Origin of the sequence: Porphyrobacter sp. YT40 (assembly GCF_006542605.1) — a bacterium.
GTDB lineage: Bacteria > Pseudomonadota > Alphaproteobacteria > Sphingomonadales > Sphingomonadaceae > Erythrobacter.
Genome location: NZ_CP041222.1, coordinates 700,643 through 723,898, shown reverse-complemented (window position 1 = coordinate 723,898; position 23,256 = coordinate 700,643). Strand labels below are relative to the sequence as shown.

Genomic DNA, 23,256 nt, shown 5'->3' with positions numbered 1-23,256 from the left:
TGCGCGACCGGCTCAGCGCGTCCCTGCGAGCTCCTTCCTAGATCCTCTCGCTCACCTTGATCGCAATCCGGCATCCCAGCCGGATCGCGCCCGCCAGCAGCGGATAGGCGGGCGCGCGCTCCGCACCATTGGCAAGCGCCGAATCGCGGTGTTCGCGCTCTTCCTCGCGGAATTCCTCGATGATGGCGGCGAGTTCCGGATCGGCCCCGCTCGCCTCCAGCGCTTCGAGCTGGTCGGAATAGTGCTTGTCGATCTCGGTCTCGACCGCGGCGGTGCAGGCCATCGCTGCCTCGGGGCCGAGCAGCGCCGTCCCCGCGCCCAGCACATAGCCCGCCGCCGACCAGAAGGGGTGCAAGGCAGTCGGCCGCACGCCGCGCTCGGCAAGCAGCGCGTCGAACTTCTTGCGATGCTCGGCCTCCTGCGCCGCCATGTGACGGATTTCGGCGGAATGCGGCCCGCGGTCGCCCATCACGGCGAGCTGGCCTTCGTAGATGCGCGTCGCGCCGAATTCCCCGGCCTGGTCGACGCGGATCATGCGGTGGAGGGCTTGGCGGTCCATTTTCGGGCTCCTTTGCCTGTCACTTACCTACGATACGCAGCGAGCGCCACAATGGCCGCACCCGAAAGGCTCGAAATCAGGAAATTGAACCCCGCAAGGCTGATCCCGAACAGCGTCCACGGGGCGACATCGCAGCGGATCAGCGGCGCGGCCTTGAAGTCGAGCAGATCGGTGCCCGAAGGCGGGGCCGAGCAGCCGGTGATGCCCTCCCACCAGCCATATTCGACCCCGGCGTGAAAGCCGCCGATCAGCCCGGAGGTGAGGATTGCGAGCCCCGCCAGCACGGTCCACACCTGCGGCGGCTTCAGCCAGAACGCCGCGAGCCCCAGCGCCAGCGCGGCGAAATGCGGGTAGCGCTGCCACCAGCACATCTCGCACGGATAGAGGCCAAAGCCGTATTGCGACAGATAGGCCCCGCCCAGCAACGCCGCCGGCACCAGCACCGCCAGCCAGCGGGCCTTCCCCAGATTATCGGTCATGGCGCGGCTCAGGGCTTGGCGGAAGGCTTGAGCGCAGGCCGCAGCGCGACCGTGCTCTTGGTGGTGCGGCGCAGCGTATCCATCGCGTAATTGAGCTGGAAGTCCTTGACCCCCCGCTCCTCAAGCTGCGCGGCGGTGAGCTGGAAACGCGGATCGGCGATCTTGTCGGTCTCCATCTCCTCGTCCTTGATCGCCAGCTCGTTGATCAGGTGCCCGCGCAGATCGCTTTCGCGGGTCTGATACTTCTGGCGCAGCGCATAATCGGGGTCGGAGATCTGCGGCACGGTGATGTCGGGGCGAATGCCGCCTTCCTGCACCGATTTGCCCGCCGGCGTGAAATAGCGCGCGGTGGTCAGCTTCAAGGCGGCATCGGTGCCGAGCGGCAGCAGCGACTGCACCGAACCCTTGCCGAAGCTGCGCTCGCCCATGATCAGCGCGCGGCGGTGATCCTGCAATGCGCCCGCCACGATTTCGGAGGCCGAGGCGGAGCCGGCATTGATCAGCACGATCATCGGCACGCCTTCGGCCATATCGCCGCGATAGACGCTCTCGGCATCGTAGAGCACCGTCTCGCCCCGCGCGCGGCCGCGCTGGCTGACGATCCGGCCCTTGCTCAGGAACAGGTCGCTGAGCGCCACGGATTCGTCGAGGCTGCCGCCGGGGTTGTTGCGCAGGTCGAGCACCAGTCCGTTGACGCGCCCGCCGGGGGCCTTCTTCTTGATGTCGGCCCACGCCTTATAAACATCCGCCCCGACCTGGGCGGAGAATTCGTTGACCGTAATGACCGCGATATTGCCCTCGGCCAGTTCGGAGGTGACCGGCTCGAGCTCGATCACGCCGCGGGTCACGTTGACCTCCAGCGGCTCCTCGCGGCCCGGACGGAAGATCGTCAGCTGGATCGAGGTGCCCTTGGGCCCGCGCATCTGCGCCACCGCATCATCGAGCTTGGTGTCGACGATCAGCTTGCCATCGAGGTGCGTGATGAAGTCGCCCGCCTTGATCCCCGCGGTCTCGGCCGGGCTGCCGCGGAAGGGCGAGATCACCTTGACCGCGCCATCCTCCATCACCACCGACAGGCCAAGGCCCGAATATTGCCCGTCGATCATGGTCTCCAGCCGCTGGAGATCGCCGCCGTCGAGATAGGCCGAATGGGGATCGAGCGCCGCCAGCATCCCGTCGATCGCGCCGCGGATCAGCACGTCATCCTCGACCGGCTCGACATAGCTCGATTTCACCCGCTGGAAGACGGCGAAAAGCTTGGCGAATTCGGGCCCGGCGCGGCCATCGACCTGAGCCATGGTGGCGGTGGTGGCAGGGATCAGCGCGACGGTAGTGACAAGGGCTGCGCTGCGCAGGAGTGCGGCGATGTTCATGGGTGCGGGATGCTCCTTCGGCGGGAGAGTGTATAGGCTCCGCTTGCTGAACGCCAGATCAACGCTGCGGGGGTGATCCGGAGAGGACAGGACGCCCGTCACGTGGTGATTATCGCAGATATTGCAAGGGGTTGACCGGCTTGCCATCCTGCCGCAGCTCGATCGTCACCGGCTCCGTCCCCCCGGTGGCGCGGCCCAGCGGGCTGCCGCCGATGACGGAATCGCCCACCGCGACCTCGACCATGGCGAGCCCGGTGACGAGGCTGGTCCAGCCGCCGTCATGCTCGATAATGACGATTCGCCCGAAGCCGCGATAGGCCCCGGCAAAGGCGACCCGACCGCGCGCCGGGGCAACCACCTGCGCGTCCTTCGCGGGCGCGAGAGTAAGCCCGGTGGCAGCAAGCCCGCTGGCGCGCTTCGTCCCGAACCCGGAGAGCGTGCGCCCCTGCACCGGCAGCTGGAAATCGCGCGGCGGCGGGCTGCTGGCGGCGGGAGAGGGCGCGGGTGCGGCTTCGGGCGGCAGGGCGGCCGCTAGATTCTCCGGCCGCAGCACCGGGCCGGGCAGCGCGGCGAGTTCCTGCCGCAGCGCCGCGACCTCGCCCAGCTTGCCCACCAGCCCATCGAGATCGCGGGCTTCCTCGGCGAGCGCCAGCGCGCGCTCGGCCTCGCGCAAGGCCGCGCCGCGGGCGGTGCGCGAGGCGATGCGCTGCTGCTGTTCGAGCGCGGCGAGCTGCGCGCGGCGCTGGCGCAAGGCGCTCTCGCTGCCGCGCAATTGCTCGACCGCCGCCGCCGCCTGCGCTTCGAGCGCGCGGCCCCGGTCAAGCTCGGCCTTCAATCCCGCCGTGCGCGCCGCGATCTGCGGCACCGCCCCATCGAGCACCGCGCGCACGTGCACCACATCCTTGAGCGAGCCGGGTTGCAGGGCCGAAAGCGCCAGCGGGCGGCGCGCGACCGTCTGCAATGCGGCGGCGAGGCGGGCGGTGGGCTCGCGCTTTTCGGCGAGCCGCGCGGTCACGGCGGCGCGCTGCTGGCGGGCGATGGTAAGGCGCGCGCGGGCGATCTCGATATCGGCCTCGGCCTGCTGGATGCGCGCGGCGAGCGCGGCGGCCTCGCTGGCGGTGCGGGTGGCGGCCTCGGCCTCGGCGGCGAGCCGCGCGGCGCGGGTTTCGGCCAGCTTGCTCTCGCGGGTGGCCCGCTTGAGCGCCGCCTCGGCGTCATCGGCTTCGAGCAGCGCGACGGACAGCGCGGCGCGGCTATCGGGCATGGCCACTACCAGCGCCGTGGCGACACCGACGGTCGCCGCAAAAGTCAGGATCAATCGCCCGCGCATGGCGACGTCATGCCCGATGATAGGGATGGCCTGCAAGGATCGTGGTGGCGCGGTAGAGTTGCTCCATCAGCATCGCGCGCGCCAGCATGTGCGGCCAGGTGGCAGGGCCGAAGGCGAGCAGGAGGTCGGCAGAGGCGCGCTCGGCATCGGAATGTCCGTCCGCCGCGCCGATCATGAAGCGGGTCTCGCGCACGCCATCATCGCGCCACTCGCCCAGCAGGGCGGCGAAGCTCTCCGAGGACATGGCCTTGCCGCGCTCGTCGAGCAGCACTGTGCGGCAGGGGGTGAGCGGATCGGCCACCTTGCCCGCACCGGTATCGGGCCATTCGGTGAGCTTCACGGGCCAGGTCAGGCGCTTGGCATAACGCTCCACCAGCTCGCCCTCCGGCGAACGCCCGATCTTGCCCCGCGCGATGATGTGGAGGAGAATAAGCGCAACCTTTCAAAGGCAGAGCCAAACGGTCGCGCAGCGACCGCAAGGGCGACCGCCCGCCCGCAGGTGCTCCGTCGCAAAGCGACGAAAACGCACCGAGGACGCTCGCCCGGATGGGCGAGCGCAAAACAAATCAATTCCTACCAAGCATCGACGTTTCCGACCCCTCGAAGCTCCACATCCGTTCGAGGTTGTAGAAGCTGCGCACTTCGGGGCGGAACAGGTGGACGACCACGTCGCCCGCGTCGATCAGCACCCAGTCGGCAGCCGGCAGGCCTTCGACGCGGGCATGGCCGAAACCGGCCTGCTTGATCTTCTCGGCGAGCTTCTGCGCCATCGCGGCGACCTGCCGGGTCGAACGGCCGCTGGCGATCACCATGTGATCGGCGATCGAGCTTTTGCCCTCGAGCGGGATCGAGACGATCTCCTGCGCCTGATCGTCGTCGAGCTGGTCCATCACCAGCTGATGCAGCGTTGCGCCGCTCATGTCAGCGCGTGCCACGGAGGCGGCCGCCTGAGAGGCGGCTTGGGCGGCGCCCTGCGGCAGGCCCAGAATCAAGGCTTCGGTGCTTGGCAATCGGGTATCTCCAGAGTTCGAGGCGGAAAGAGCCGGCATCGGGCAAGCCGTCCCGCAGCCGGGCGGAGCCGCGCGGCGCGCGTCTCATGCCGTGGCCTCGGGCCGGATCATGCGGAATGTCAGCCGATCACGCACCGGGGGTGGTTCATGCGCGCCTTTCGATCCTTCTCCGAGCAAAGCCTCGGCCCACCCGGCATGGGCACGGCGAATGGCCGTGGCCGAGCGGTGATCGGGATCGAAACGCAATAACACCAGGGCCGGTGCGCTCCATTGCCCCCGTTTCCGAAAGCTGGCGGCAGGCACCTGATAGCGTCTGAGCCAGGCCATGGCGGGGCTTGTCATGGCGTCGGCATCATAGCCGGGGCGGGCGATCACCGCAATCGGCATTGTCCGGGCGATCCGCCGCCAGTCCTTCCAGCGGTGCAACTGGGCGAGATTGTCGCTCCCCATCAGCCACACGAAGCGCCGTTTGGGATAGCGCCGGGTGAGCGCGGCGAGCGTGTCCACGGTGTAGCGCGTGCCGAGTCTCTGCTCGATCGCGGTGGGCACGATCCGCGCGCGCCGCGCCTGCTTTCGCGCCGAAAGGAGCCGCGCTTTCAGCGGCGCCATGCCCGCCTTGGGCTTCAGCGGATTGCCGGGGGAAACCAGCCACCAGGTCTCGTCCAGCCCCAGCGCCTCTGCCGCGAAGAGCGTGATTCGCCGGTGCCCGCCATGCGCGGGGTTGAAGCTCCCGCCGAGGAGCCCGGTGAGGACAGGCGTGCCCACGCGCGGCTGCGATCAGGGCCGGGTCTGGCCCGTCCCGCGCACCTGCCACTTGTAGGTCGTCAGCCCCTCAAGCGCGACAGGCCCGCGCGCGTGGAGCCGCCCGGTGGCGATCCCGATCTCCGCGCCGAGGCCGAACTCGCCCCCGTCGGCGAATTGCGATGAGGCGTTGTGCATCACGATCGCGCTGTCGACTTCCGTGAGGAAACGCTCGGCCGCGGCATCGTCGGCGGTGACAATCGCATCGGTGTGGGCCGAGGAATGGCGCGCGATATGCGCCAGCGCGGCATCCAGATCGTCGACCATCGCGACCGAGAGGATCGCGTCGAGATACTCGGTGTCCCAGTCATTCGCGCTGGCCGGGATGACCCGCGAATCGAGCGCGGCGATGCGCTTGTCGCCGCGCACTTCGCACCCCTTGTCGATCAGCGCGGCGATGAGTTCGCTTGTTTTGGGGAAGGCCGCGTCGATCAGCAATGTCTCCATCGCGCCGCAGATGCCGGTGCGGCGCAGCTTGGCGTTGAGCGCGATTCCCTCGGCCATCGCCGGGTCGGCGGCCGCGTGGATGTAGGTGTGGTTGATCCCGTCCAGGTGAGCGAGCACGGGGACGCGCGCATCGGCCTGCACCCGCGCGACGAGGCTCTTTCCCCCGCGCGGCACGATCATGTCGATCAGGCCCGCCGCGGTCAGCATCGCGCCCACGGCGGCGCGGTCCTGCGTCGGCAGCAGTTGCACTGCATCGGCGGGCACGCCGCCTTGGACGAGTCCCTCCACCAGCGCGGCGTGGATCGCGCGGTTGGAATGCACCGCCTCGCTCCCCCCGCGCAGCAGCGCCGCATTGCCCGCACGCACGCACAAGGCGGCAGCATCGGCGGTGACGTTGGGGCGGCTTTCGTAGATGATCCCGATGGTGCCGATCGGCACGCGGACGCGGCTCAGCCTGAGGCCATTGGCCGGCGTGGTCGAATCGATCACCTGCCCGACCGGATCGGGCAGATCGGCGACCGCGGCGACCGCATCGGCGATCCCCGCAAGCCGGGTCTCGTCGAGCCGCAGCCGGTCGAGCATCGCACCCGAAAGCCCGCGCGCTTCGCCGGCGGCGACATCCTCCGCATTGGCGGCGAGCACCGCCGGGGTGGCGGCGCGCAAGGCCTCTGCCGCACGGTGAAGCGCGGCGGCGCGGTCGGCGCTCGGCATGGCGGCGAGCTGGCGCTGCGCGGCGCGCGCGGCGCGGGCGAGGCCGTTGACCAGCGTTTCGGGATCGAGGGTGTCGGAGGGGCGAATGTTTGCAGATGTTTGAGTCATGCCCGCCACCCTAGCAGGCCGGGCCGCATCTGTCAGGCCCGCGCCCCCTGCTGGCGATTCGCGCGGCCCCGGTGGCCGAGTCGATGCGCGATTAGTCCACCCGTCAAACCGCGTATGAGGCGATGCGCTGTGGGAAAGTGCACTTTGTCGCGATTCCCTTTCGATTCGCCCCCCGTGCGGGTCTGCGGATTCGACCCCGACCGAATCGCCTGATAGCGGCCCTGCACGGGCATTCAGATCAGAACATAAATCGGGGCCGCACTTGTCAGACAGCAATTCCGCACTTCGCTGGGGCGATCGGCTGCGCCGTTGGTTCCCGGATCGTGAGTTCTTCATGCGCGCCGATGGTCAGGTGCGTTTCATCAAGATTTCGGGCAAGCTCCAGATGCGCGTCGCCGGTGCGGCGGTCGCGGCGCTGGTCTTGTGGCTGGTCGCGCTCGCGGTGATGGCCTGGGGCCAGTACCGCGCCGAGGCCGACCTTGCCTCCTTCGCCGAGCAGCGCGCCGAAGTCGCCAGCGCCGACCAGCGGATCAAGGCCTATGCCGGCAATGTCGACAAGGTGGTCGACGATCTGCAATCGCGCCAGGCCTTCCTCGAGGAAATGGCCCGGATGCTGCCCGAGGATCTGGTCGCCGAAGGCGCCGCCAGCGGCACGGTGAGCGATTCGACCACCGCAGCCGGAGAAACGGTCCGGAAGGTCAGCGCGCTGATGCCCGAAGCACGCGGTCTGGCCGAAATCGAAGCGCGTCAGCTCGCGCTGGTCGAACGCCTCACCCGCTTCGCCGATGGCCGCGCCCGCCGCGCCGAAGCCGCGATGCGCAAGCTCAACCTCGATCCCAAGCTGCTCAGCCGTGAAGCGCAGCAGGCGATGGGTGGTCCGTTCGAGGCCTTTACCGGCGGCGATTCGATCGACCCGCGCTTCGAGCGCCTCGGCCTCAGCCTGACGCGGATGGCGGTGCTGGAACGTGCGCTCAACGGCATCCCGCAGGTCGTGCCCGCCAGCGTCGAGAGCATCACTTCGGGCTTCGGCTATCGCCGCGACCCCTTCAACGGCAGCGGCGCGATGCATGCCGGGATCGACTTCCGCGGCCCGATGGGCTCGCCCGTCTTCGCCGCCGCCGATGGCCGCGTCAGTTTCGTCGGGCGCAAGTCGGGCTACGGCAATGTCGTCGAGATCAGCCACGGCAACGGAATGTTGACCCGTTACGCGCACCTTTCGCGCTTCGATGTGAAGGTGGGCCAGCAGGTCGCCGCAGGGGCGACCATCGCGGGGCTCGGCTCGACCGGGCGCTCCACCGGCCCGCACCTGCATTTCGAAGTCCGCATCAATGACCGCGCGGTCAATCCGCGTCCCTTTCTGGAGGCTGCCCCCAATGTTCTCAAGGAAGTCCGAGCCCGCCGGGCAGGCCCCGTCCCTGCCACCGCAGCCGCGGGCCGTTAACAGGAGCAGCAGCATGGCATCGGGTTCGACCTTTTCGGTGATCGGCGCGGATGTCGTCATCACCGGCAACATCTCCGCCACTGCCGACCTGCATATCGACGGCACGGTCGAGGGCGACATCACCTGCGCCAGTCTGGTGCAGGGCGAGAAGAGCGAGATCCGCGGGGCGATCACCGCCGAAAGCGCACGGATGGCGGGGACGGTCAACGGCTCGATCACCGCGCGCGAGCTGGTGATCCTCAAGAGCGCCCGGATCGAGGGCGACGTGCATTACGATGCGCTGACGATCGAACAGGGCGCGCAGGTCGATGGCCGCTTCGCGCCGAATGCACGGCAGGCGGTCAAGCCGGTGCAGGCGGTGCCTTCGAGCATCGAAGCGGCGGAGTAGGGTTTCGCCTTAACCCCGTTCGTGCTGAGCCTGTCGAAGCGCCGCACTTTTTGTCAGCCCGGTAGTGCCGGCAGAGAAGAACGGCCCTTCGACAAGCTCAGGGCGAACGGAATCCCGACTAAAGCACTTCCGCCCGCAGCGTCTTGCGATCCAGCTTGCCGATCATCGTCTTGGGCAGGCTTTCGCGCACCACCACCATGTCGACCCGCTCGTGCTTGCCGATGCGGGCGTTGAGCCAGCTCGCCAGCTCCTCGCCGCTCGCCGTCGCGCCTTCGTTGAGCGTGACATAGGCCCGCGGCACCTCGCCGCGGTATTCTTCGGGCACGCCGATCACCAGCGCCTCCTTCACCGCGGGGTGTTCGAGGATCACGTCCTCGACCACGCTGGGAAAGACCTTGAAGCCGCCCACTGCGATCATGTCCTTGATGCGGTCGACGATCTCGAAAAAGCCGTCTTCGTCTTGCCGCGCGACATCGCCGGTGCGCAGGTAGCGCTTGCCGCCATGCTCGACGAAGCAATCGCCATCGGCTTCCGGGCGGTTCCAGTAGCCGCGCATCACCTGCGGGCCGTGGACGGCAAGCTCGCCCGGCTCGCCCTCGGGCGCGAGTTTCGCGGGGTCTTCCTTGTCGAGCAGGATCACCTCGGTTCCCGGCACCAGCTGACCGATCGTGCCGCGCTTGCGGAACCCGTCATAGGGGTTGGCCGAGACCACGCCCGAGCTTTCGGTGAGCCCATAGCCCTCGCAAATGCGCACGCCCGTAACGCTCTCGAACTTCTCGTGCACCGGCCCCGGCATCGGCGCGCCGCCCGAGATGCAGACTTTGAGGCTGGAGAGGTCGGTTGTGGCGAGATCGGGGTGGTCGAGCATCGCCTGAAACATCGTCGGCACGCCAGGAAAGCCGGTGCAGCGGTATTTCTGGATCGTCTCCAAGACCTGCTTCGTCTCGAACCGCGGCACCATCGCGATCGAACCACCGGTCACCATCGCGTGATTGAGCAGCGCGGTGTTGGCGAAGACGTGGAAGAACGGCAGCGCGCCCATGAAGCACTCGCCCGCCGGATCGCCGAAGGGATTGAGCGCGGCGACCTGCTGGGCGTTCACCGACAGCTGATCATGCCCCAGCATCGCGCCCTTGGGCCGCCCGGTGGTGCCGCCGGTATATTGCAGCAGGGCGAGATCGGCGGGGGTGATGTCGACCGCGCGCGGTGCGCCCTCCGGGGTCATCGCGGCCCAGCTCTTGACGCTCGGCCCATAGGCGACATCGGCGATCTGCTTGCGCTTGAGCAGTTTGAGCGCGGTGCCCTTCACCCACGGCAGCTGATCGGAAAGGCGGCCCACCACCAGCGTTTCCAGCGCTGAACCGTCGAGCACCTTTTTCGCGGTCTTGTAGAGTTCGGGCACGTCGAGCGTCACCAGCAGCCGCGTGCCGGAATCGCCGACCTGCCAGCTCAACTCCTCGACCGAATAGAGCGGCGAGAAGTTCACCACCACCGCGCCCGCCATCATCGCACCATAGTAGGCGGCGGCGTAGATCGGCACGTTGGGGAGAAACAGGCCGACGCGGTCGCCCTTGGCGATGCCCAGCGCCTGAAGCCCGGCGGCAAAGCGCACGGCATCGGCATGAATCTCGGCGTAGCTGTAGGTGCGCCCGAGAAAATGCAGGAACGGCGCCTGCGGATTCGCGGCGCGCGTCCGCTCCAGCAGCGCGGGCAGCGTGGCCGGTGCGAAGACGGTTTCGAGCGGGACGGGGTGATGATAGGCGGGCGCGACACTACTGACAGTCATGTCAGTAATTGTGGCCGACAATCTCGCGGGGCACAAGCGAAACTGCGGGATTTCGGCGATTTCGATCGCCGCAGAGCTTGTTCGGGAGAGGCGCAAGCGCATTGCGTTCGGCCCGCCATCGGACGGGCCGCGAGCGCACGCGCGCGAGCCGCAGGCGATCCGGCGCGAAGCGACGGAAACTCGCCGAGGATGTGCCCGCGGAGGCGGGCACACCGACAGCAATGTCAGATAAACCCGCTCTCGGGGTCGATCTTCTTTTCCTCGGCCTCGGCTTCGCGCTTGCGGGCGAGCCAGGCTTCGGCCTCGGCTTCCTGCGCGGCTTCGCCGGCGGCCTTGACCTTGTCGTCACGCTCGGCGCGCAGTTCCTCGATCAGCCTTTCGCGATCGTTGCGCTCCGACTTGACCGGCGCGTCGGCATCCTCGGTCACGCCGGCGCGCTTGGCGGCCTTGGCGACCATCGCGTCAAGCTCGCGCTGCGAGCACAGGCCCAGCGTCACCGGGTCTTTCGGCGTGATGTTCTGGATGTTCCAGTGCGAGCGATCACGGATCGCGCCGATGGTGTTGCGGGTGGTGCCGATCAGCTTGCCGATCTGCGCGTCCGACACCTCGGGGTGGTTGCGCAGGATCCAGGCGATACCGTCGGGCTTGTCCTGCCGCTTCGAGACGGGGGTGTAGCGCGGGCCCTTGGTGCGGGTCACTTCAACCGGGGCCTTGTGCATCTTGAGCGAGTAGGACGGGTCTTCCTGCCCCTTTTCGATCTCGGCCTGGGTCAGCTCGCCCGAATGGACGGGGTCGCGCCCGGTGTACTTGCTGCCCGCAAGATCATCGGCCATCGCCTGCACTTCGAGGATGTGGAGGCCGCAGAACTCGGCGATCTGTTCGAAAGACAGCGCGGTGTTGTCCACCAGCCAGGTCGCGGTGGCATGCGGCATCAGCGGCTTGGGCTGATCCTTGGTCGCCATGGGGAAATCTCCGTTGAAAATGAAAGGGCCGCCCCTTTCGGAGCGGCCGCCTTGGAGTCTCAGATAGGCGAAACGGCGCGAAACGGCAAGAAATGGATTCGTTGTTTGTGAGCCACCTGTCGGTGGCGCATACCGCCCGCCAGCGCGATCGAAAGCTAATAAAGCTGCGCAGCAGCAAGCGAAACCGCTTCCTCCTCCCCCAGCGCCGCCAGCCCGGCGAGGAATTGCCGGCTCGCCGCCTCCCACGAGTAACCCGCGGCATAGGCGGCGCAGGTGGCGCGATCGCAATAGCGCGCGGCGTCGATCGCGCGGGCGAGATCCTCGGACAGCGCACCGACGCTTTCGGTGACGATGTCGAGCGGCCCGGGGACCGGGAAGGCGGCGACCGGGGTGCCGCAGGCCAGCGCCTCGATCATCACCAGCCCGAAGGTGTCGGTGCGGGAGGGGAAAACAAAGACATCGGCATGGGCATAGCACCCCGCCAGCGCCTCGCCCGTGCGCTTGCCGAGAAACAGCGCTTGCGGGAACCTCGCCTTGAGCCCTGCGAGGGCCGGGCCGTCTCCCACCACCACCTTGGTGCCGGGATAGGGGCAGGCGAGGAAGGCCTCGATATTCTTCTCCACCGCCACGCGCCCGACATAGAGCAGGATCGGCCCGGCGATCCCGGCATATTCGGGCGGACGTGGGGCTTGCGGGGAGAAGCACGACAGATCGACGCCGCGGCTCCAGTGGGTCAGGCGGGTGAGGCCCTGTTCGCGTAACTGGGCGCGGATCGTCTCGGTCGCGACCATGATCGTCTGCGCGGGGCGGTGGAACCAGCGGATATAGGGCCAGAACAACCGCGCAGGCAGCCCGGTGCGGCGCGCGACGTAATCGGGGAACTGGGTGTGATAGGCGGTGGTGAAGGGCACGCGGCGGCGCAGGCAATAGGCGCGGGCGGCAAAGCCCAACGGCCCCTCGGTCGCGATATGCACCGCGTCGGGCGCGATCGCCGCCAGCCGCCGCCCGACGGCGCCGGGCAGGGTCAGCGCGAGACGGATCTCGGGATAGGTCGGTGCGGGGATCGAGGGGTAGCCTTCGGGCGAAATCACCGTGACCTCATGCCCCCAGCCGCGCAGCACCTCGCAGGTGGTCGAAAGCGTGCGCACCACGCCGTTGGTCTGCGGGTGCCAGGCATCGGTGACGATCGCGATCCGCGCCGGGATGGGCGAAGGCGCCGCGGTGCAATCGTCGATGGGAATTGAGGTCAACCGGTTCACGCCGCCTCGCGCGCTTCGGCGGCGGCGGGGGGTGCCGCTTCGTCCTCGCGGCGGCGGATCTCGTCGGCCCAGTGGAGGATCTCCATCCGACCGTCGTGATGTTCGACCAGCGCGTTGCAGCCTTCGACCCAGTCGCCATCGTTCCAGTATTCGATGGGCCGGCCATTGTGCTGGAAGGCGCGGAATTCGGCGGTGTGGATGTGGCCGCACACCACCCCGTCGACCCCGCGCTCCCCGGCCGCGCGGGCGACGACTTCCTCGTACTTGCCGATGAACTCCACCGCGTTCTTGACCTTGTGCTTGGCCGCCTTGGAGAGCGACCAGTAGGGCAGGCCAAACCGGCGGCGGACGGTGTTCACCGCGAGATTGCACTTCATCATCAAGTGGTAGGCATGGTCGCCCACGAAGGCGAGCCAGCGGTGCGACAGCATGACGGCATCGAACTCGTCGCCGTGCAGCACCATCAGGCGCCGCCCGTCGGCGGTATCGTGAAAGGCCGCGCGGCGGATCTCGATGCCGCCGAAATTGAGGCCGGTGAACTGCCGGAACATCTCGTCGTGATTGCCGGGGATATAGACCACCCGCGTGCCGCGCCGCGCGCGCTTCATGATGCGCCAGACGATATCGTTGTGCGCGGATGGCCAGTAGAACTTCTTCTTCAGCCGCCAGCCGTCGATGATGTCGCCGACCAGATACATCGTCTCGCTGTCGGTGTGGTCGAGGAAGTCGATCAGCAGATCGGCGTTGCAGCCCTTGGTGCCGAGATGCACGTCGCTGATCCAGATCGTTCGGAACGAACGCCGCTCGCCGCCTTCGGGCTCGCCCCCTTCCGGCTCGGGCGTGCGCGGGCTCGCGAGCGGGAAGCTGGCGATGTTGTCGTGGATCAGATCGGTGAGGTCGGCGCCGGTCATCGGGATTTCCTGAGCTTGGTCTCTCGGAAATCCTTTGCCAGCCGAATGTTACACCCGAATCGCAAGGGCGTGACGGTTCCGCGTCATGTTTTCAATGACAAGTCAGGCGGCTGTCAGTCCATCGGCACGAAACCGGGCAGCGCCTGAACCCGCGCGATCCAGCCCTGAATCTGCGGATAATTGCCGAGGCCGAAGCCGCCCTCCTCGGCGACATGGGTGTAGGCGAACAGCGCGATGTCGGCGAGCGTCGGGGTGTCGCCGCAGAAAAAGGCATTATTCGCCAGATGCTTGTCCATCAGCTCCAGTGCCGCGCAGCCCGCCATGCGCTTGGCCATCATCTTCGCGCGCTGCTGCTCCGACAGGTTCGCCTCGCCCACGAAGCGCAGCCAGAAGCGCAGCGTGGCGACGTTGGGTTCGTGGTTGTACTGCTCGAAGAACATCCAGCGCAGCATGTCGGCCTGCGCGAAGCGGTCTTCCGGGATCAGCGCCGAGCCATGGGCGAGATACCAGCAGGCGGCGTTGCTTTCGGGCAGAAAACGCGCATCGGCCCCCTCCCCGATCTGGAGCACCGGGATGCGCCCATTGGCGTTCACCTTGGCGAGGAACTCGGGCGTGCGCGTCTCGCCCTGCATGATGTCGTAGCCGCGCGTCGCCAGCGGCAGGCCAAGCAGTGCGGCGGTGAGCTTGATCTTGTAGCAATTCCCGCTGCGCGGGTCTTCGTGGAGGGTGAGGGCATCATCGCCGCGCCCCGCCTCGTCCTGCATCGTCATGAAGCCGGACAATGTGGTCGGGAACACCAGCAGCTTGGGCTGGCCGGTTCCCAAGCCCTCCCACGAGGATTGCTCATAGGGTTGCGACAGGGTGGAATTGGGGTCGCTCGGCCAGAGGCAGTGGACGGCCGCCAGCTTGTCACCCTCGCCGCCCTTCCATTCCTTCCCCGCGCTCGCCGGGCCGCGATGGATCGGCGTCATGTCGCGCCAGCGCATCGCCCCGCGTCCCTTGCGGACCTCGACGAAGGCGTAATCGCCCGAAATGCGCAGCACGGGATAGGTCATTGGCCTGCAACCTCCAGCACGATCTTGCCGATGTGATCGCCGTTCTCCATCCGCGCATGGGCGGCGGCGGCTTCGGCGAGGGGGAAAGTCCGGTCCATCACCGGCGACAATTCGCCGTCGCAGAACAGCGGCCAGGCGTTGTCGGCGATCTCGTCGGCAAGCGCCGCCTTGAAGCTGTCCGAGCGCGGGCGCAGGGTCGATCCGGTGAGGGTCAGGCGCTTCATCATCACCACCGCCATATTCAGATCGGCCTTGGGCCCGCCCAGCACCGCGATGGTGACATGGCGGCCATCCTCGGCAAGGCACTTCATGTTGCGCGCGACATAATCGCCCGACACCATGTCGAGCACCACGTTGACGCCCTTGCCTTCGGTATGCGCCAGCACCGCCTCGACGAAGTCCTGCTCGCGGTAGTTGATCGCCAGATCCGCGCCGATCCGGGTCGCAGCGGCGCATTTGGCAGTGTCGCCGCAGGTGACGATGACTTGCAGCCCGAAGGCCTTGCCGAGCATGATTGCCATCGTCCCGATGCCGCTGGTGCCGCCGTGGATCAGCACGCTCTCCCCATCGCGCGCGAGGCCGCGCTCGAACAGGTTGTGCCACACGGTGAAGAGGGTTTCGGGGAGCGCGGCGGCTTCGGAAAGCATCATGCCTTCGGGCACCGGCAGGCAGTGCTGCCAATGCGCCGCGCAATATTCGGCATAGCCCCCGCCGGGTGTGAGGGCGGCGACATATTGCCCGATCATCTCGCGCGGGACTTCGGTGCCGACGGCGACGATCTCGCCCGACACCTCCAGCCCCAGCGTGGGCGAAGCGCCCGGCGGCGGCGGATAGGCTCCGGCGCGCTGGAGGCAATCGGGGCGGTTGACCCCGGCATAAGCTACGCGGATCAGCACATCGTCGGGACGCAGGCGCGGCAGGGGGTTGCCGCTTTGCAGCTGCAGGACATCCGGCCCGCCGGGGGCGTCGAAGCCGATCGCCTGCATCGTGTCAGGCAAGGCCCGCCCCGTGTTCGCGTCCATCACAAAGTCCCCCCGTTCAATCGCTTTTAACCACCTGCCCTGGGCGAATAACCCTCTCACCGATTGACAGCAAGCCGCTTCCCCCTGATGCTGCGCGGCAGATGGAAGAACCCGATCGCCCACGCCCCAGCGGAGACGCGGCGAGTCGCCTCGCAGGCGAGGACCTCGGCCCCTATTCGCAAGCCGAACTGGCAGAGCGTATCGCGCTGCTCGAAGCCGAGATCGCGCGCGTTATCGCCCACCGCGACAAGGCTGCCGCCCACCGCGCCGCCGCCGATGCGCTGTTCGGGAAGGGCGGCGGATGATCCGATTACGCATAGCTTCCGTATCAAGCTTAGCGGATTCGCAATTCCCGGCGCGCATCCCATATTGTCGGAAAATGGCTCCCCCCGCTCTCTCGCCACGAGCGCCCACCCGCAGATAGAGGCCTCTCCCATGCCCAGCTTCGCCCAGAACCTCGAACGCACGCTGCACAATGCGCTCGGCAATGCGTCCGAGCGGCGGCACGAATATGCCACGCTCGAACACCTGCTGCTGGCGCTGATCGACGATGAGGATGCGGCCGCGGTAATGGCCGCCTGCGGCGTCGATCTGGCCGAGCTGGGCGAGGTGGTGAAGCAGTATCTCGATCAGGAATATCAAAGCCTCAAGACCGAGGACGGCGCCGACCCGCAGCCCACCGCGGGCTTCCAGCGGGTGATCCAGCGCGCGATCCTGCACGTCCAGTCCTCGGGCAAGGACACCGTCACCGGCGCGAACGTGCTGGTCGCACTGTTTTCCGAGCGTGATTCCTACGCGGTCTATTTCCTCCAGCAGCAGGACATGAGCCGGCTCGATGCGGTGAGCTTCATCAGCCACGGCATCGGCAAGGGCGGCCGCCAGATCGAGCCCAAGACCCCGCAGGGTGCCGACAAGGCGGAAGAACCCGCGCAACAGGCCAAGGACAGCGGCAGCAAGAAGGAAACCGCGCTCGACCAGTTCACCGTCAACCTCAACGCCAAGGCCGAAAACGGCAAGATCGACCCGCTGATCGGTCGCGGGCCGGAGGTGGACCGGACGATCCAGATCCTGTGCCGCCGTTCCAAGAACAACCCGCTCTATGTCGGCGATCCCGGCGTCGGCAAGACCGCGATTGCGGAGGGTCTGGCGCGCAAGATCGTCGAAGGCGACGTGCCCGAAGTGCTGTCCGAAGCGGTGATCTACTCGCTCGACATGGGCGCGCTGCTGGCGGGCACGCGCTATCGCGGCGACTTTGAAGAACGGCTGAAGCAGGTCGTCACCGAGCTTGAGGCCATGCCCAACGCGGTGCTGTTCATCGACGAAATCCACACCGTGATCGGCGCCGGCGCGACCAGCGGCGGGGCGATGGATGCCTCGAACCTGCTGAAGCCCGCGCTGTCCTCCGGCGCGATCCGCTGCATCGGCTCGACCACCTACAAGGAATTCCGCAACCACTTCGAAAAGGACCGCGCGCTGCTGCGCCGGTTCCAGAAGATCGATGTGAACGAGCCCACGATCGAAGACACGGTCAAGATCCTCAAAGGTCTGCGCTCCGCCTTCGAAGATCACCACAAGGTGAAATACACGCCCGATGCGATCAAGACCGCGGTCGAGCTTTCGGCGCGCTACATCAACGACCGCAAGCTGCCCGACAAGGCAATCGACGTGATCGACGAGGTCGGCGCGATGCAGATGCTGGTGCCCCCCAGCCGCCGCAAGAAGACCATCACCGCGCGCGAGATCGAACAGGTGATCGCGACGATGGCGCGCATCCCTCCCAAGTCGGTCAGCAAGGACGACAAGAAGGCACTCGAAAACCTCGAGCGCGATCTCAAGCACGTCGTCTTCGGGCAGGACGAGGCGATCCAGCGCCTCGCCACCGCGATGAAGCTGAGCCGTGCGGGCCTGCGCGATCCGGACAAGCCGATCGGCAGCTTCCTGTTTTCCGGCCCCACCGGCGTCGGCAAGACCGAAGTCGCCCGCCAGCTCGCCACGATCATGGGGATCGAGCTCAAGCGCTTCGACATGTCGGAATATATGGAGCGTCACTCGGTCAGCCGCCTCATCGGCGCGCCTCCGGGCTATGTCGGTTACGATCAGGGCGGTCTGCTGACCGATGCGGTCGACCAGAACCCGCATTGCGTGCTGCTGCTCGACGAGATCGAGAAGGCGCACCCTGACCTCTACAACATCCTGTTGCAGGTGATGGACAACGGCCGCCTGACCGACCACCACGGCAAGACGGTCGATTTCCGCAACGTGGTGCTGATCATGACCACCAATGCGGGCGCGTCCGACATGGCGCGGCAGGGGATCGGCTTCGGCGACGTGAGCAAGGCCGATGCGGGTGACGAGGCGGTGAAGAAGATGTTCACCCCCGAATTCCGCAACCGGCTGGATGCGATCGTGCCCTTCGCCTATCTCGGCAAGAGCACCGTGGCGCGCGTGGTCGACAAGTTCATCCTCCAGCTGGAGCTGCAACTCGCCGAACAGAACGTCCACATCCAGTTCGACAGCGATGCGCGCAGCTGGCTGGGCGACAAGGGCTATGACAAGCTCTACGGCGCGCGGCCGATGGCTCGCCTGATCCAGGAAAAGATCAAGCAGCCGCTCGCGGAAGAACTGCTGTTCGGCAAGCTGGCCGATGGCGGCGAGGTGCATGTCACGGTGAAGGACGGCAAGCCCGCCTTCGAAATGACCCCGGCCCCGCCCAAGGTGAAGGTCGCCAAGAAGAAGGCGCCTGCAAAAAAGACCCCGGCGGCCAAGAAGCCCGCGCCGGAAGCCGACGAGGGCTGATGCGCGGATCTATCGCAGCAATGGCGGCGGCGGGGGTGCTGATGGGCACCTCCGCCGCTCCCGTATCCGCCCAGCCCGCCGATCTCTCGGCCGAGGCGATGGCGGCGCATCTGGCCGAAGTCGGCACGTGGCAGTTCGCGGCGCGCAAGAAGGGGCCGGACGGCAAGTCCGAATGCACCGAGACCTGGCATTTCGACGCTGATGGCACCGGCTGGGTGCAGAGCGGGCAGCAGCGCGTCACGCTCTCGTGGCGCACCGAGAAGGACAGCAGCGACGATCGCTGGCTCCGCCTCACCCCGCTCGCCTCCACCGCCGGGGCCGACTGCATGGGCCGGCCGAGCGACCCCGCCGCCTATCCCGAAGAGGAATATGGCTTCGTCGTGATGTTCAAGAACGCGGGCGACGCGCTGACCTGCCGCCCGGCGTCCTACATCATGGTCGACGGCGTGATCACCGACGAGCGCATCCTGCGCGATGAGGACTGCTGGGGCTGGCTCGATCCGGTGAAGCGCAAGTAACTCTGGAACACGGACGCGACCTCAAAGGTTGCTCCTGTCATGGCCGCCCCCTTTTCCTGGATCCGTCCCGAGCCGTGGGGCATTCACATCGTTCCCGCCGATGCCTGGGTCGATCCCTCGCGCCCGGTGCCGCGCGCGCTGGTGACGCATGGCCATGCCGATCATGCGCGCGGCGGGCATGGCGAGACCATCGCCACCCCGGCAACGCTGGCGATCATGGAGCTGCGCTATCGCACCGGGGCGTCCGACGAGGCCGGAACCGTTCTGCACAAGGCGGTACCGGTCGAATATGGCGAGACGATCCGCCTGCCGGGCGGGGTCGATGCGACCTATATCCCGGCGGGCCACGTGCTCGGTTCTGCGCAGATCCTGCTCGAACACGCGGGCGAGCGGGTCGTCATAACCGGCGATTACAAGCGCGCCCCCGATCCGACCGCCGCGCCCTTTGAAGTCACCCCCTGCGACATCTTCATCACCGAGGCGACCTTCGGCCTCCCGGTCTTCACCCATCCCCCCATCGGCGAGGAGATCGGCAAGCTGCTGGACGCGCGCTCCGACAATCCCGAGGCTTGCGTGCTGGTGGGCGCCTATGCGCTGGGCAAGGCGCAGCGGGTGATCGCCGAACTGCGCGCGGCGGGGCACAGCGACACGATCTTTCTCCACGGAGCGATGGAGGCGATGTGCCGGCTCTACGAGGATCACGGCGTGGCGCTGGGCGATCTGCGGCTCGTCGCCGATGCCACCAAGGACGAAATGCGTGGGAGCATCGTCGTCGCGCCGCCTTCGGCGCTCAACGACCGCTGGAGCCGCCGCCTGCCCGATCCCATCACCGCCATGGCGAGCGGATGGATGCGGGTGCGCGGGCGTGCACGCCAGCGCGGGGTGGAGCTCCCGCTGGTGATCTCCGATCACGCCGACTGGGGCGAACTCACCCGCACCATCACCGAGGTCAACCCGCAGGAAACCTGGATCACCCATGGGCGCGAGGAAGCGCTGCTGCGCTGGTGCGCGCTCAGCCAGCGCCGCGCCCGCGCGCTGGCGCTGGTCGGATACGAGGACGAGGATGACTAGCACCCCCGCCCTCGCCATCCGGAACTTACTTGATCGCGGTCAGATCGGCTTCGATCTTGGCCAGCATCTCTTCGGTGATCATCCCCTGCGAGAACGGCGCGAGAGTGCGCAGGCTCAACGCGCGGAACTGGTCGTAGGCGGGGTGCTGGTCGATGCCGGGCAGATACTTGTCGAGCACCGCCTTGGCGCGCGCGTCGGCCACCAGCACTTCGACCGGGGTGTCGATCGAAAAGGCCGGGGCAGGCGCGGGCGTTTCCTGCGCGGTCACGGCAAGGGGAGCGGTCACGGCGGCAAGCGCCAGGCCGAAGGCGGCAAGCGGAGCAAACTTCATCGAGGCGGTATCCTTGTAATGGCGCGCGCCAGCTGCGCGGCTGCTGCGTCCTCTAGCCGATTTGCATGTCGGCGCAATGAACGGCCGGGCAGGCGCTGATGGAGGAATTTGCCGCCCTGCTCGATGCGCTGGTCTACACCACCAGCCGCAACCGCAAACTGGCGCTGATTGCGGCCTATCTGCGTGGAAGCCCCGATCCCGATCGCGGCTGGGCGATGGCCGCGCTGACCGGCGGGCTCGATTTTCCGGCGGTGAAGTCCTCCACGATCCGCAATCTGATGATGGAGCGGGTCGATCCGGTGCTGTGGGCGCTCTCCCGCGATTTCGTTGGCGACACCGCCGAAACCGCCAGCCTGCTCTGGCCCGAGCCCGAAGATGCCGCGCCGCAGCCTGCGCTCTCGCTCTCCGAGGTGGTCGATCGCCTTGCCGCGCTCACTCGCGCCACCGCGCCCAAGGAACTGCCCGGGCTGCTCGGGCGGATGGACGCCAAGGGCCGCTATGCGCTGATCAAGCTGGCGACCGGCGGGATGCGCGTGGGCGTATCGGCGCGACTCGCCAAGACTGCCTTTGCGATGGCCTTCGAGGTGCCGGTCGAGGAGGTCGAGGAATATTGGCACGCGCTCAGCCCGCCCTACACCGAACTGTTCCAATGGGCGGCCGAAGGCGGCGACCCACCCGATCTGGCGGGCGTGCCCCGGTTCCGCCCCTTCATGCTCGCCCACCCGCTCGAGGACGGGGTGGTGGACCTCAAGGACTATGCCGCCGAATGGAAGTGGGACGGCATCCGCGTGCAATTGGTGCGCGCGGGGGGGGAAACGCGGGTCTATTCGCGCTCGGGCGACGATATTTCGGCGACCTTTCCCGAATTGCTCGACGTGCTGGCGATGGACGCGGTGCTCGATGGCGAATTGCTGGTGCGCGGGGTTACGCAGGGCGGAGAGGCCGGGGGTGCGGCGAGCTTCAATGCGCTCCAGCAGCGGCTCGGGCGCAAGACCGTCTCCAAGGCGATGCTGCGCGACTACCCCGCCTTCGTGCGGCTCTACGACGTACTGCTGCTCGACGGCACCGACTGGCGCGAGCAGCCGTGGAAGTCGCGCCGCGCAACTTTGGAAGGCCTGATGCCGCGCCTGCCGGAGAGCCATTTCGATCTCTCCCAGCTGGTCGAGGCCCCCGATTTCGCCGCGCTCTCCGCCATCCGCGACACCGCGCGCGACGAGGCGATCGAGGGGCTGATGCTCAAGCACCGCGACAGCCCTTACGTGGCCGGTCGGCGCGTCGGGCACTGGTTCAAGTGGAAGCGCGATCCGCTGCTGATCGACTGCGTGATGATGTATGCCCAGCGCGGCAGCGGCAAGCGATCGAGCTTCTATTCGGACTACACCTTCGGCTGCTGGGACGGCGACCCCGATGTGGGCGCGGAGCTGCTCCCGGTCGGCAAGGCCTATTCGGGCTTCACCGATGCGGAGTTGAAGAAGCTCGACAAATTCGTGCGGCAGAACACGCTCAACCGCTTCGGCCCGGTGCGCGAGGTGAAGCGCGAGCTGGTGTTCGAAGTCGCCTTCGATTCGGTCCACACCAGCAAGCGCCACAAGAGCGGCCTCGCGATGCGCTTCCCCCGCATCCACCGCATCCGCTGGGACAAGCCCGCGCACGAGGCGGATCGGATCGAGAGTTTGCGAGCATTGATAAAGGACTGAGCGCAGCCTACCTCCCGCGCACAAACGGGAGAGAAGCCATGTCCTACGCCACCGCCGCGCTTGCCACCTATGCCAATATGCTCGGCACGCTCGACCACCTCGTCACCAAGGCCGAAGCTCACGAAAAGGGCGAGGCGCTGCTGCAGGCGCGGCTCGCCGAGGACATGTTCCCGCTCCACACCCAAATCCGCTTCACGCTCGATCAGGTTCGGGTCGCGCTCGACCGGCTCGGGAATCTTCGCCTCGCTTCGGACGACAGCGACATCACCACCTTCGCCGAGGCCCATGCCCGCATCAAGGCCGCGCGCGAGCTGGTCGCGAACACCGATCCCGCCACTTGGCCTTCGAGCGGCGAGACGGTCGAGTTCACCCTCCCCAACGGCATGGCCTTCGCGATGCAGGCTCACGAATATTGCCGCGACTGGGCGACACCGCAGTTCTATTTTCACCTGATGGCCGCTTATGCGATCCTGCGCGCCGAGGGGCTGGCTATCGGCAAGATCGATTATGTCGGCTACATGATGCGCTACATGAAACAGCCCGCGCCCGCCGCCTGATGCACCGCTACGACCCTGCCCGGCAGCGTCTCGCCCTCGGGCTGGCCGCGCTGGCGGGGGTGGTGGACGCAACCGGGTTCGTGGTCGCGGGGGGCTATTTCACCTACTTCATGTCGGGCAACACCACGCGCATGGGCGTGGAACTGGCCGAGCGGCCCGCGCTGGCGCTCGCCCCGTTGGGGCTGATCGCGTGCTTTCTGGCAGGGGTGATCGCGGGGGCGCTGATCGGGCGGCGGGTGGAGGCGCGGCGCAAGCCGGTGCTGCTCGGCGGGGTGGCGCTGCTGCTGGCGAGCGGCGCCGCGCTGCTCGCGGCGGGCTGGCCGCTGCCCTTCCTCGCTCTTTCGGCGCTGGCGATGGGGCTGGCCAACAATGTCTTCACCAAGGCGGGCGAGGTGACGGTCGGCGTGACCTACATGACCGGCGCGCTGGTGCGCTTCGGGCAGGGAATCGCCGCGCGTCTTGCCGGGCGCCCGCTCGAATCCACCCGCGGCTATGGCTGGCTATGGAGCGCGCTCGCGGCAGGTGCGGCGGCGGGCGGCGCGCTGGCGCTGCATCGGCCGCTCGCGGGCGCGATGGCGGCAGCAGGGCTGGCGGGGATGCTCTGGATCGCGGCCGCATGGATCAAAACCGCGCCCGACTGACTT

At 67.5% G+C, this 23,256-nt stretch carries 24 protein-coding genes; 9 read left to right on the top strand and 15 right to left on the bottom strand.

The window, feature by feature from the left end; all coding sequences use genetic code 11:
• Window positions 1–37: 37 nt before the first annotated feature.
• From E2E27_RS03480 to E2E27_RS03445, 8 genes are all read right to left on the bottom strand, one after another.
• Complete coding sequence (locus E2E27_RS03480) at window positions 38–559, bottom strand: demethoxyubiquinone hydroxylase family protein (RefSeq protein ID WP_141457706.1); 522 nt, start codon at window positions 557–559, stop codon at window positions 38–40.
• 23 nt (window positions 560–582) lie between these two features.
• Window positions 583–1,038, bottom strand: a complete 456-nt coding sequence (locus E2E27_RS03475; RefSeq protein ID WP_141457705.1) for a disulfide bond formation protein B — start codon at window positions 1,036–1,038, stop codon at window positions 583–585.
• Window positions 1,039–1,046: 8 nt separating this feature from the next.
• Entirely contained in the window at window positions 1,047–2,411 is a 1,365-nt protein-coding gene (locus E2E27_RS03470) for a S41 family peptidase (protein WP_141457704.1), read from the bottom strand.
• A 109-nt stretch (window positions 2,412–2,520) separates the two neighbouring features.
• Window positions 2,521–3,741 carry a murein hydrolase activator EnvC family protein gene (locus E2E27_RS03465; protein ID WP_141457703.1) on the bottom strand — a complete coding sequence of 407 codons (1,221 nt, stop codon included), beginning with the start codon at window positions 3,739–3,741 and terminating at the stop codon, window positions 2,521–2,523.
• Between the two features lie 7 nt (window positions 3,742–3,748).
• Window positions 3,749–4,171 carry a 23S rRNA (pseudouridine(1915)-N(3))-methyltransferase RlmH gene (locus E2E27_RS03460; RefSeq protein WP_141457702.1) on the bottom strand — a complete coding sequence of 141 codons (423 nt, stop codon included), beginning with the start codon at window positions 4,169–4,171 and terminating at the stop codon, window positions 3,749–3,751.
• A gap of 136 nt (window positions 4,172–4,307) precedes the next feature.
• Complete coding sequence (gene rsfS / locus E2E27_RS03455; protein WP_141461542.1) at window positions 4,308–4,661, bottom strand: ribosome silencing factor; 354 nt, start codon at window positions 4,659–4,661, stop codon at window positions 4,308–4,310.
• A gap of 174 nt (window positions 4,662–4,835) precedes the next feature.
• Window positions 4,836–5,516 carry a nicotinate-nucleotide adenylyltransferase gene (locus E2E27_RS03450; protein ID WP_141457701.1) on the bottom strand — a complete coding sequence of 227 codons (681 nt, stop codon included), beginning with the start codon at window positions 5,514–5,516 and terminating at the stop codon, window positions 4,836–4,838.
• A 12-nt stretch (window positions 5,517–5,528) separates the two neighbouring features.
• Complete coding sequence (locus E2E27_RS03445) at window positions 5,529–6,818, bottom strand: glutamate-5-semialdehyde dehydrogenase (protein WP_141457700.1); 1,290 nt, start codon at window positions 6,816–6,818, stop codon at window positions 5,529–5,531.
• A gap of 334 nt (window positions 6,819–7,152) precedes the next feature.
• Here E2E27_RS03445 and E2E27_RS03440 point away from each other — a divergent pair, with 334 nt between their 5' ends.
• The gene (locus E2E27_RS03440; protein WP_141457699.1) at window positions 7,153–8,259 is read left to right on the top strand and encodes a M23 family metallopeptidase; all 1,107 of its coding nucleotides are present in this window, start codon (window positions 7,153–7,155) and stop codon (window positions 8,257–8,259) included.
• A 13-nt stretch (window positions 8,260–8,272) separates the two neighbouring features.
• On the top strand, window positions 8,273–8,647 hold the full coding sequence (locus E2E27_RS03435) for a bactofilin family protein (protein ID WP_141457698.1): 375 nt from the start codon (window positions 8,273–8,275) through the stop codon (window positions 8,645–8,647).
• Between the two features lie 118 nt (window positions 8,648–8,765).
• On the opposite strand, the gene E2E27_RS03430 is transcribed toward E2E27_RS03435, so the two are convergent.
• The 6 genes from E2E27_RS03430 to E2E27_RS03405 all read right to left on the bottom strand — a co-directional run bounded on the left by E2E27_RS03430 (window position 8,766) and on the right by E2E27_RS03405 (window position 15,642).
• A complete protein-coding gene (locus E2E27_RS03430; RefSeq protein ID WP_141457697.1) occupies window positions 8,766–10,433 on the bottom strand; it encodes an AMP-binding protein in 1,668 nt (555 codons plus the stop codon).
• 224 nt (window positions 10,434–10,657) lie between these two features.
• Window positions 10,658–11,395, bottom strand: a complete 738-nt coding sequence (locus E2E27_RS03425; protein WP_141457696.1) for a DUF1013 domain-containing protein — start codon at window positions 11,393–11,395, stop codon at window positions 10,658–10,660.
• A gap of 155 nt (window positions 11,396–11,550) precedes the next feature.
• On the bottom strand, window positions 11,551–12,645 hold the full coding sequence (locus E2E27_RS03420; protein WP_234036170.1) for a glycosyltransferase family 4 protein: 1,095 nt from the start codon (window positions 12,643–12,645) through the stop codon (window positions 11,551–11,553).
• Between the two features lie 5 nt (window positions 12,646–12,650).
• Window positions 12,651–13,565, bottom strand: coding sequence for a UDP-2,3-diacylglucosamine diphosphatase (locus E2E27_RS03415; protein ID WP_141457694.1), 915 nt, complete (start codon window positions 13,563–13,565; stop codon window positions 12,651–12,653).
• 113 nt (window positions 13,566–13,678) lie between these two features.
• Window positions 13,679–14,329, bottom strand: a complete 651-nt coding sequence (locus tag E2E27_RS03410; RefSeq protein ID WP_141461540.1) for a glutathione S-transferase family protein — start codon at window positions 14,327–14,329, stop codon at window positions 13,679–13,681.
• 287 nt (window positions 14,330–14,616) lie between these two features.
• Complete coding sequence (locus tag E2E27_RS03405) at window positions 14,617–15,642, bottom strand: NAD(P)H-quinone oxidoreductase (protein ID WP_234036169.1); 1,026 nt, start codon at window positions 15,640–15,642, stop codon at window positions 14,617–14,619.
• Between the two features lie 101 nt (window positions 15,643–15,743).
• On the opposite strand from E2E27_RS03405, the gene E2E27_RS03400 reads away from it, so the two are divergent.
• The 4 genes from E2E27_RS03400 to E2E27_RS03385 all read left to right on the top strand — a co-directional run bounded on the left by E2E27_RS03400 (window position 15,744) and on the right by E2E27_RS03385 (window position 20,027).
• Complete coding sequence (locus tag E2E27_RS03400) at window positions 15,744–15,947, top strand: DUF1192 domain-containing protein (protein WP_141457693.1); 204 nt, start codon at window positions 15,744–15,746, stop codon at window positions 15,945–15,947.
• Between the two features lie 130 nt (window positions 15,948–16,077).
• Window positions 16,078–18,438 carry an ATP-dependent Clp protease ATP-binding subunit ClpA gene (clpA, locus tag E2E27_RS03395; RefSeq protein WP_141457692.1) on the top strand — a complete coding sequence of 787 codons (2,361 nt, stop codon included), beginning with the start codon at window positions 16,078–16,080 and terminating at the stop codon, window positions 18,436–18,438.
• Window positions 18,438–18,956 carry a hypothetical protein gene (locus E2E27_RS03390; RefSeq protein WP_141457691.1) on the top strand — a complete coding sequence of 173 codons (519 nt, stop codon included), beginning with the start codon at window positions 18,438–18,440 and terminating at the stop codon, window positions 18,954–18,956. Before clpA ends, E2E27_RS03390 begins: the two co-directional genes overlap by 1 nt.
• Before the next feature lie 39 nt (window positions 18,957–18,995).
• Entirely contained in the window at window positions 18,996–20,027 is a 1,032-nt protein-coding gene (locus E2E27_RS03385; RefSeq protein ID WP_141457690.1) for a ligase-associated DNA damage response exonuclease, read from the top strand.
• Between the two features lie 25 nt (window positions 20,028–20,052).
• Here E2E27_RS03385 and E2E27_RS03380 read toward each other — a convergent pair whose 3' ends face one another.
• Window positions 20,053–20,358 (bottom strand): hypothetical protein, encoded by a 306-nt coding sequence (locus E2E27_RS03380; protein WP_141457689.1) that lies wholly within the window; start codon window positions 20,356–20,358, stop codon window positions 20,053–20,055.
• Between the two features lie 98 nt (window positions 20,359–20,456).
• Here E2E27_RS03380 and E2E27_RS03375 point away from each other — a divergent pair, with 98 nt between their 5' ends.
• The 3 genes from E2E27_RS03375 to E2E27_RS03365 are packed head-to-tail and all read left to right on the top strand — an operon-like array spanning window position 20,457 to window position 23,253.
• Window positions 20,457–22,055 carry a cisplatin damage response ATP-dependent DNA ligase gene (locus E2E27_RS03375; RefSeq protein ID WP_141457688.1) on the top strand — a complete coding sequence of 533 codons (1,599 nt, stop codon included), beginning with the start codon at window positions 20,457–20,459 and terminating at the stop codon, window positions 22,053–22,055.
• Between the two features lie 38 nt (window positions 22,056–22,093).
• The gene (locus tag E2E27_RS03370) at window positions 22,094–22,612 is read left to right on the top strand and encodes a DUF1993 domain-containing protein (protein WP_141457687.1); all 519 of its coding nucleotides are present in this window, start codon (window positions 22,094–22,096) and stop codon (window positions 22,610–22,612) included.
• On the top strand, window positions 22,612–23,253 hold the full coding sequence (locus E2E27_RS03365; protein ID WP_141457686.1) for a YoaK family protein: 642 nt from the start codon (window positions 22,612–22,614) through the stop codon (window positions 23,251–23,253). The genes E2E27_RS03370 and E2E27_RS03365 overlap by 1 nt, the downstream gene beginning before the upstream one ends.
• The last annotated feature ends 3 nt before the right edge of the window (window positions 23,254–23,256 follow it).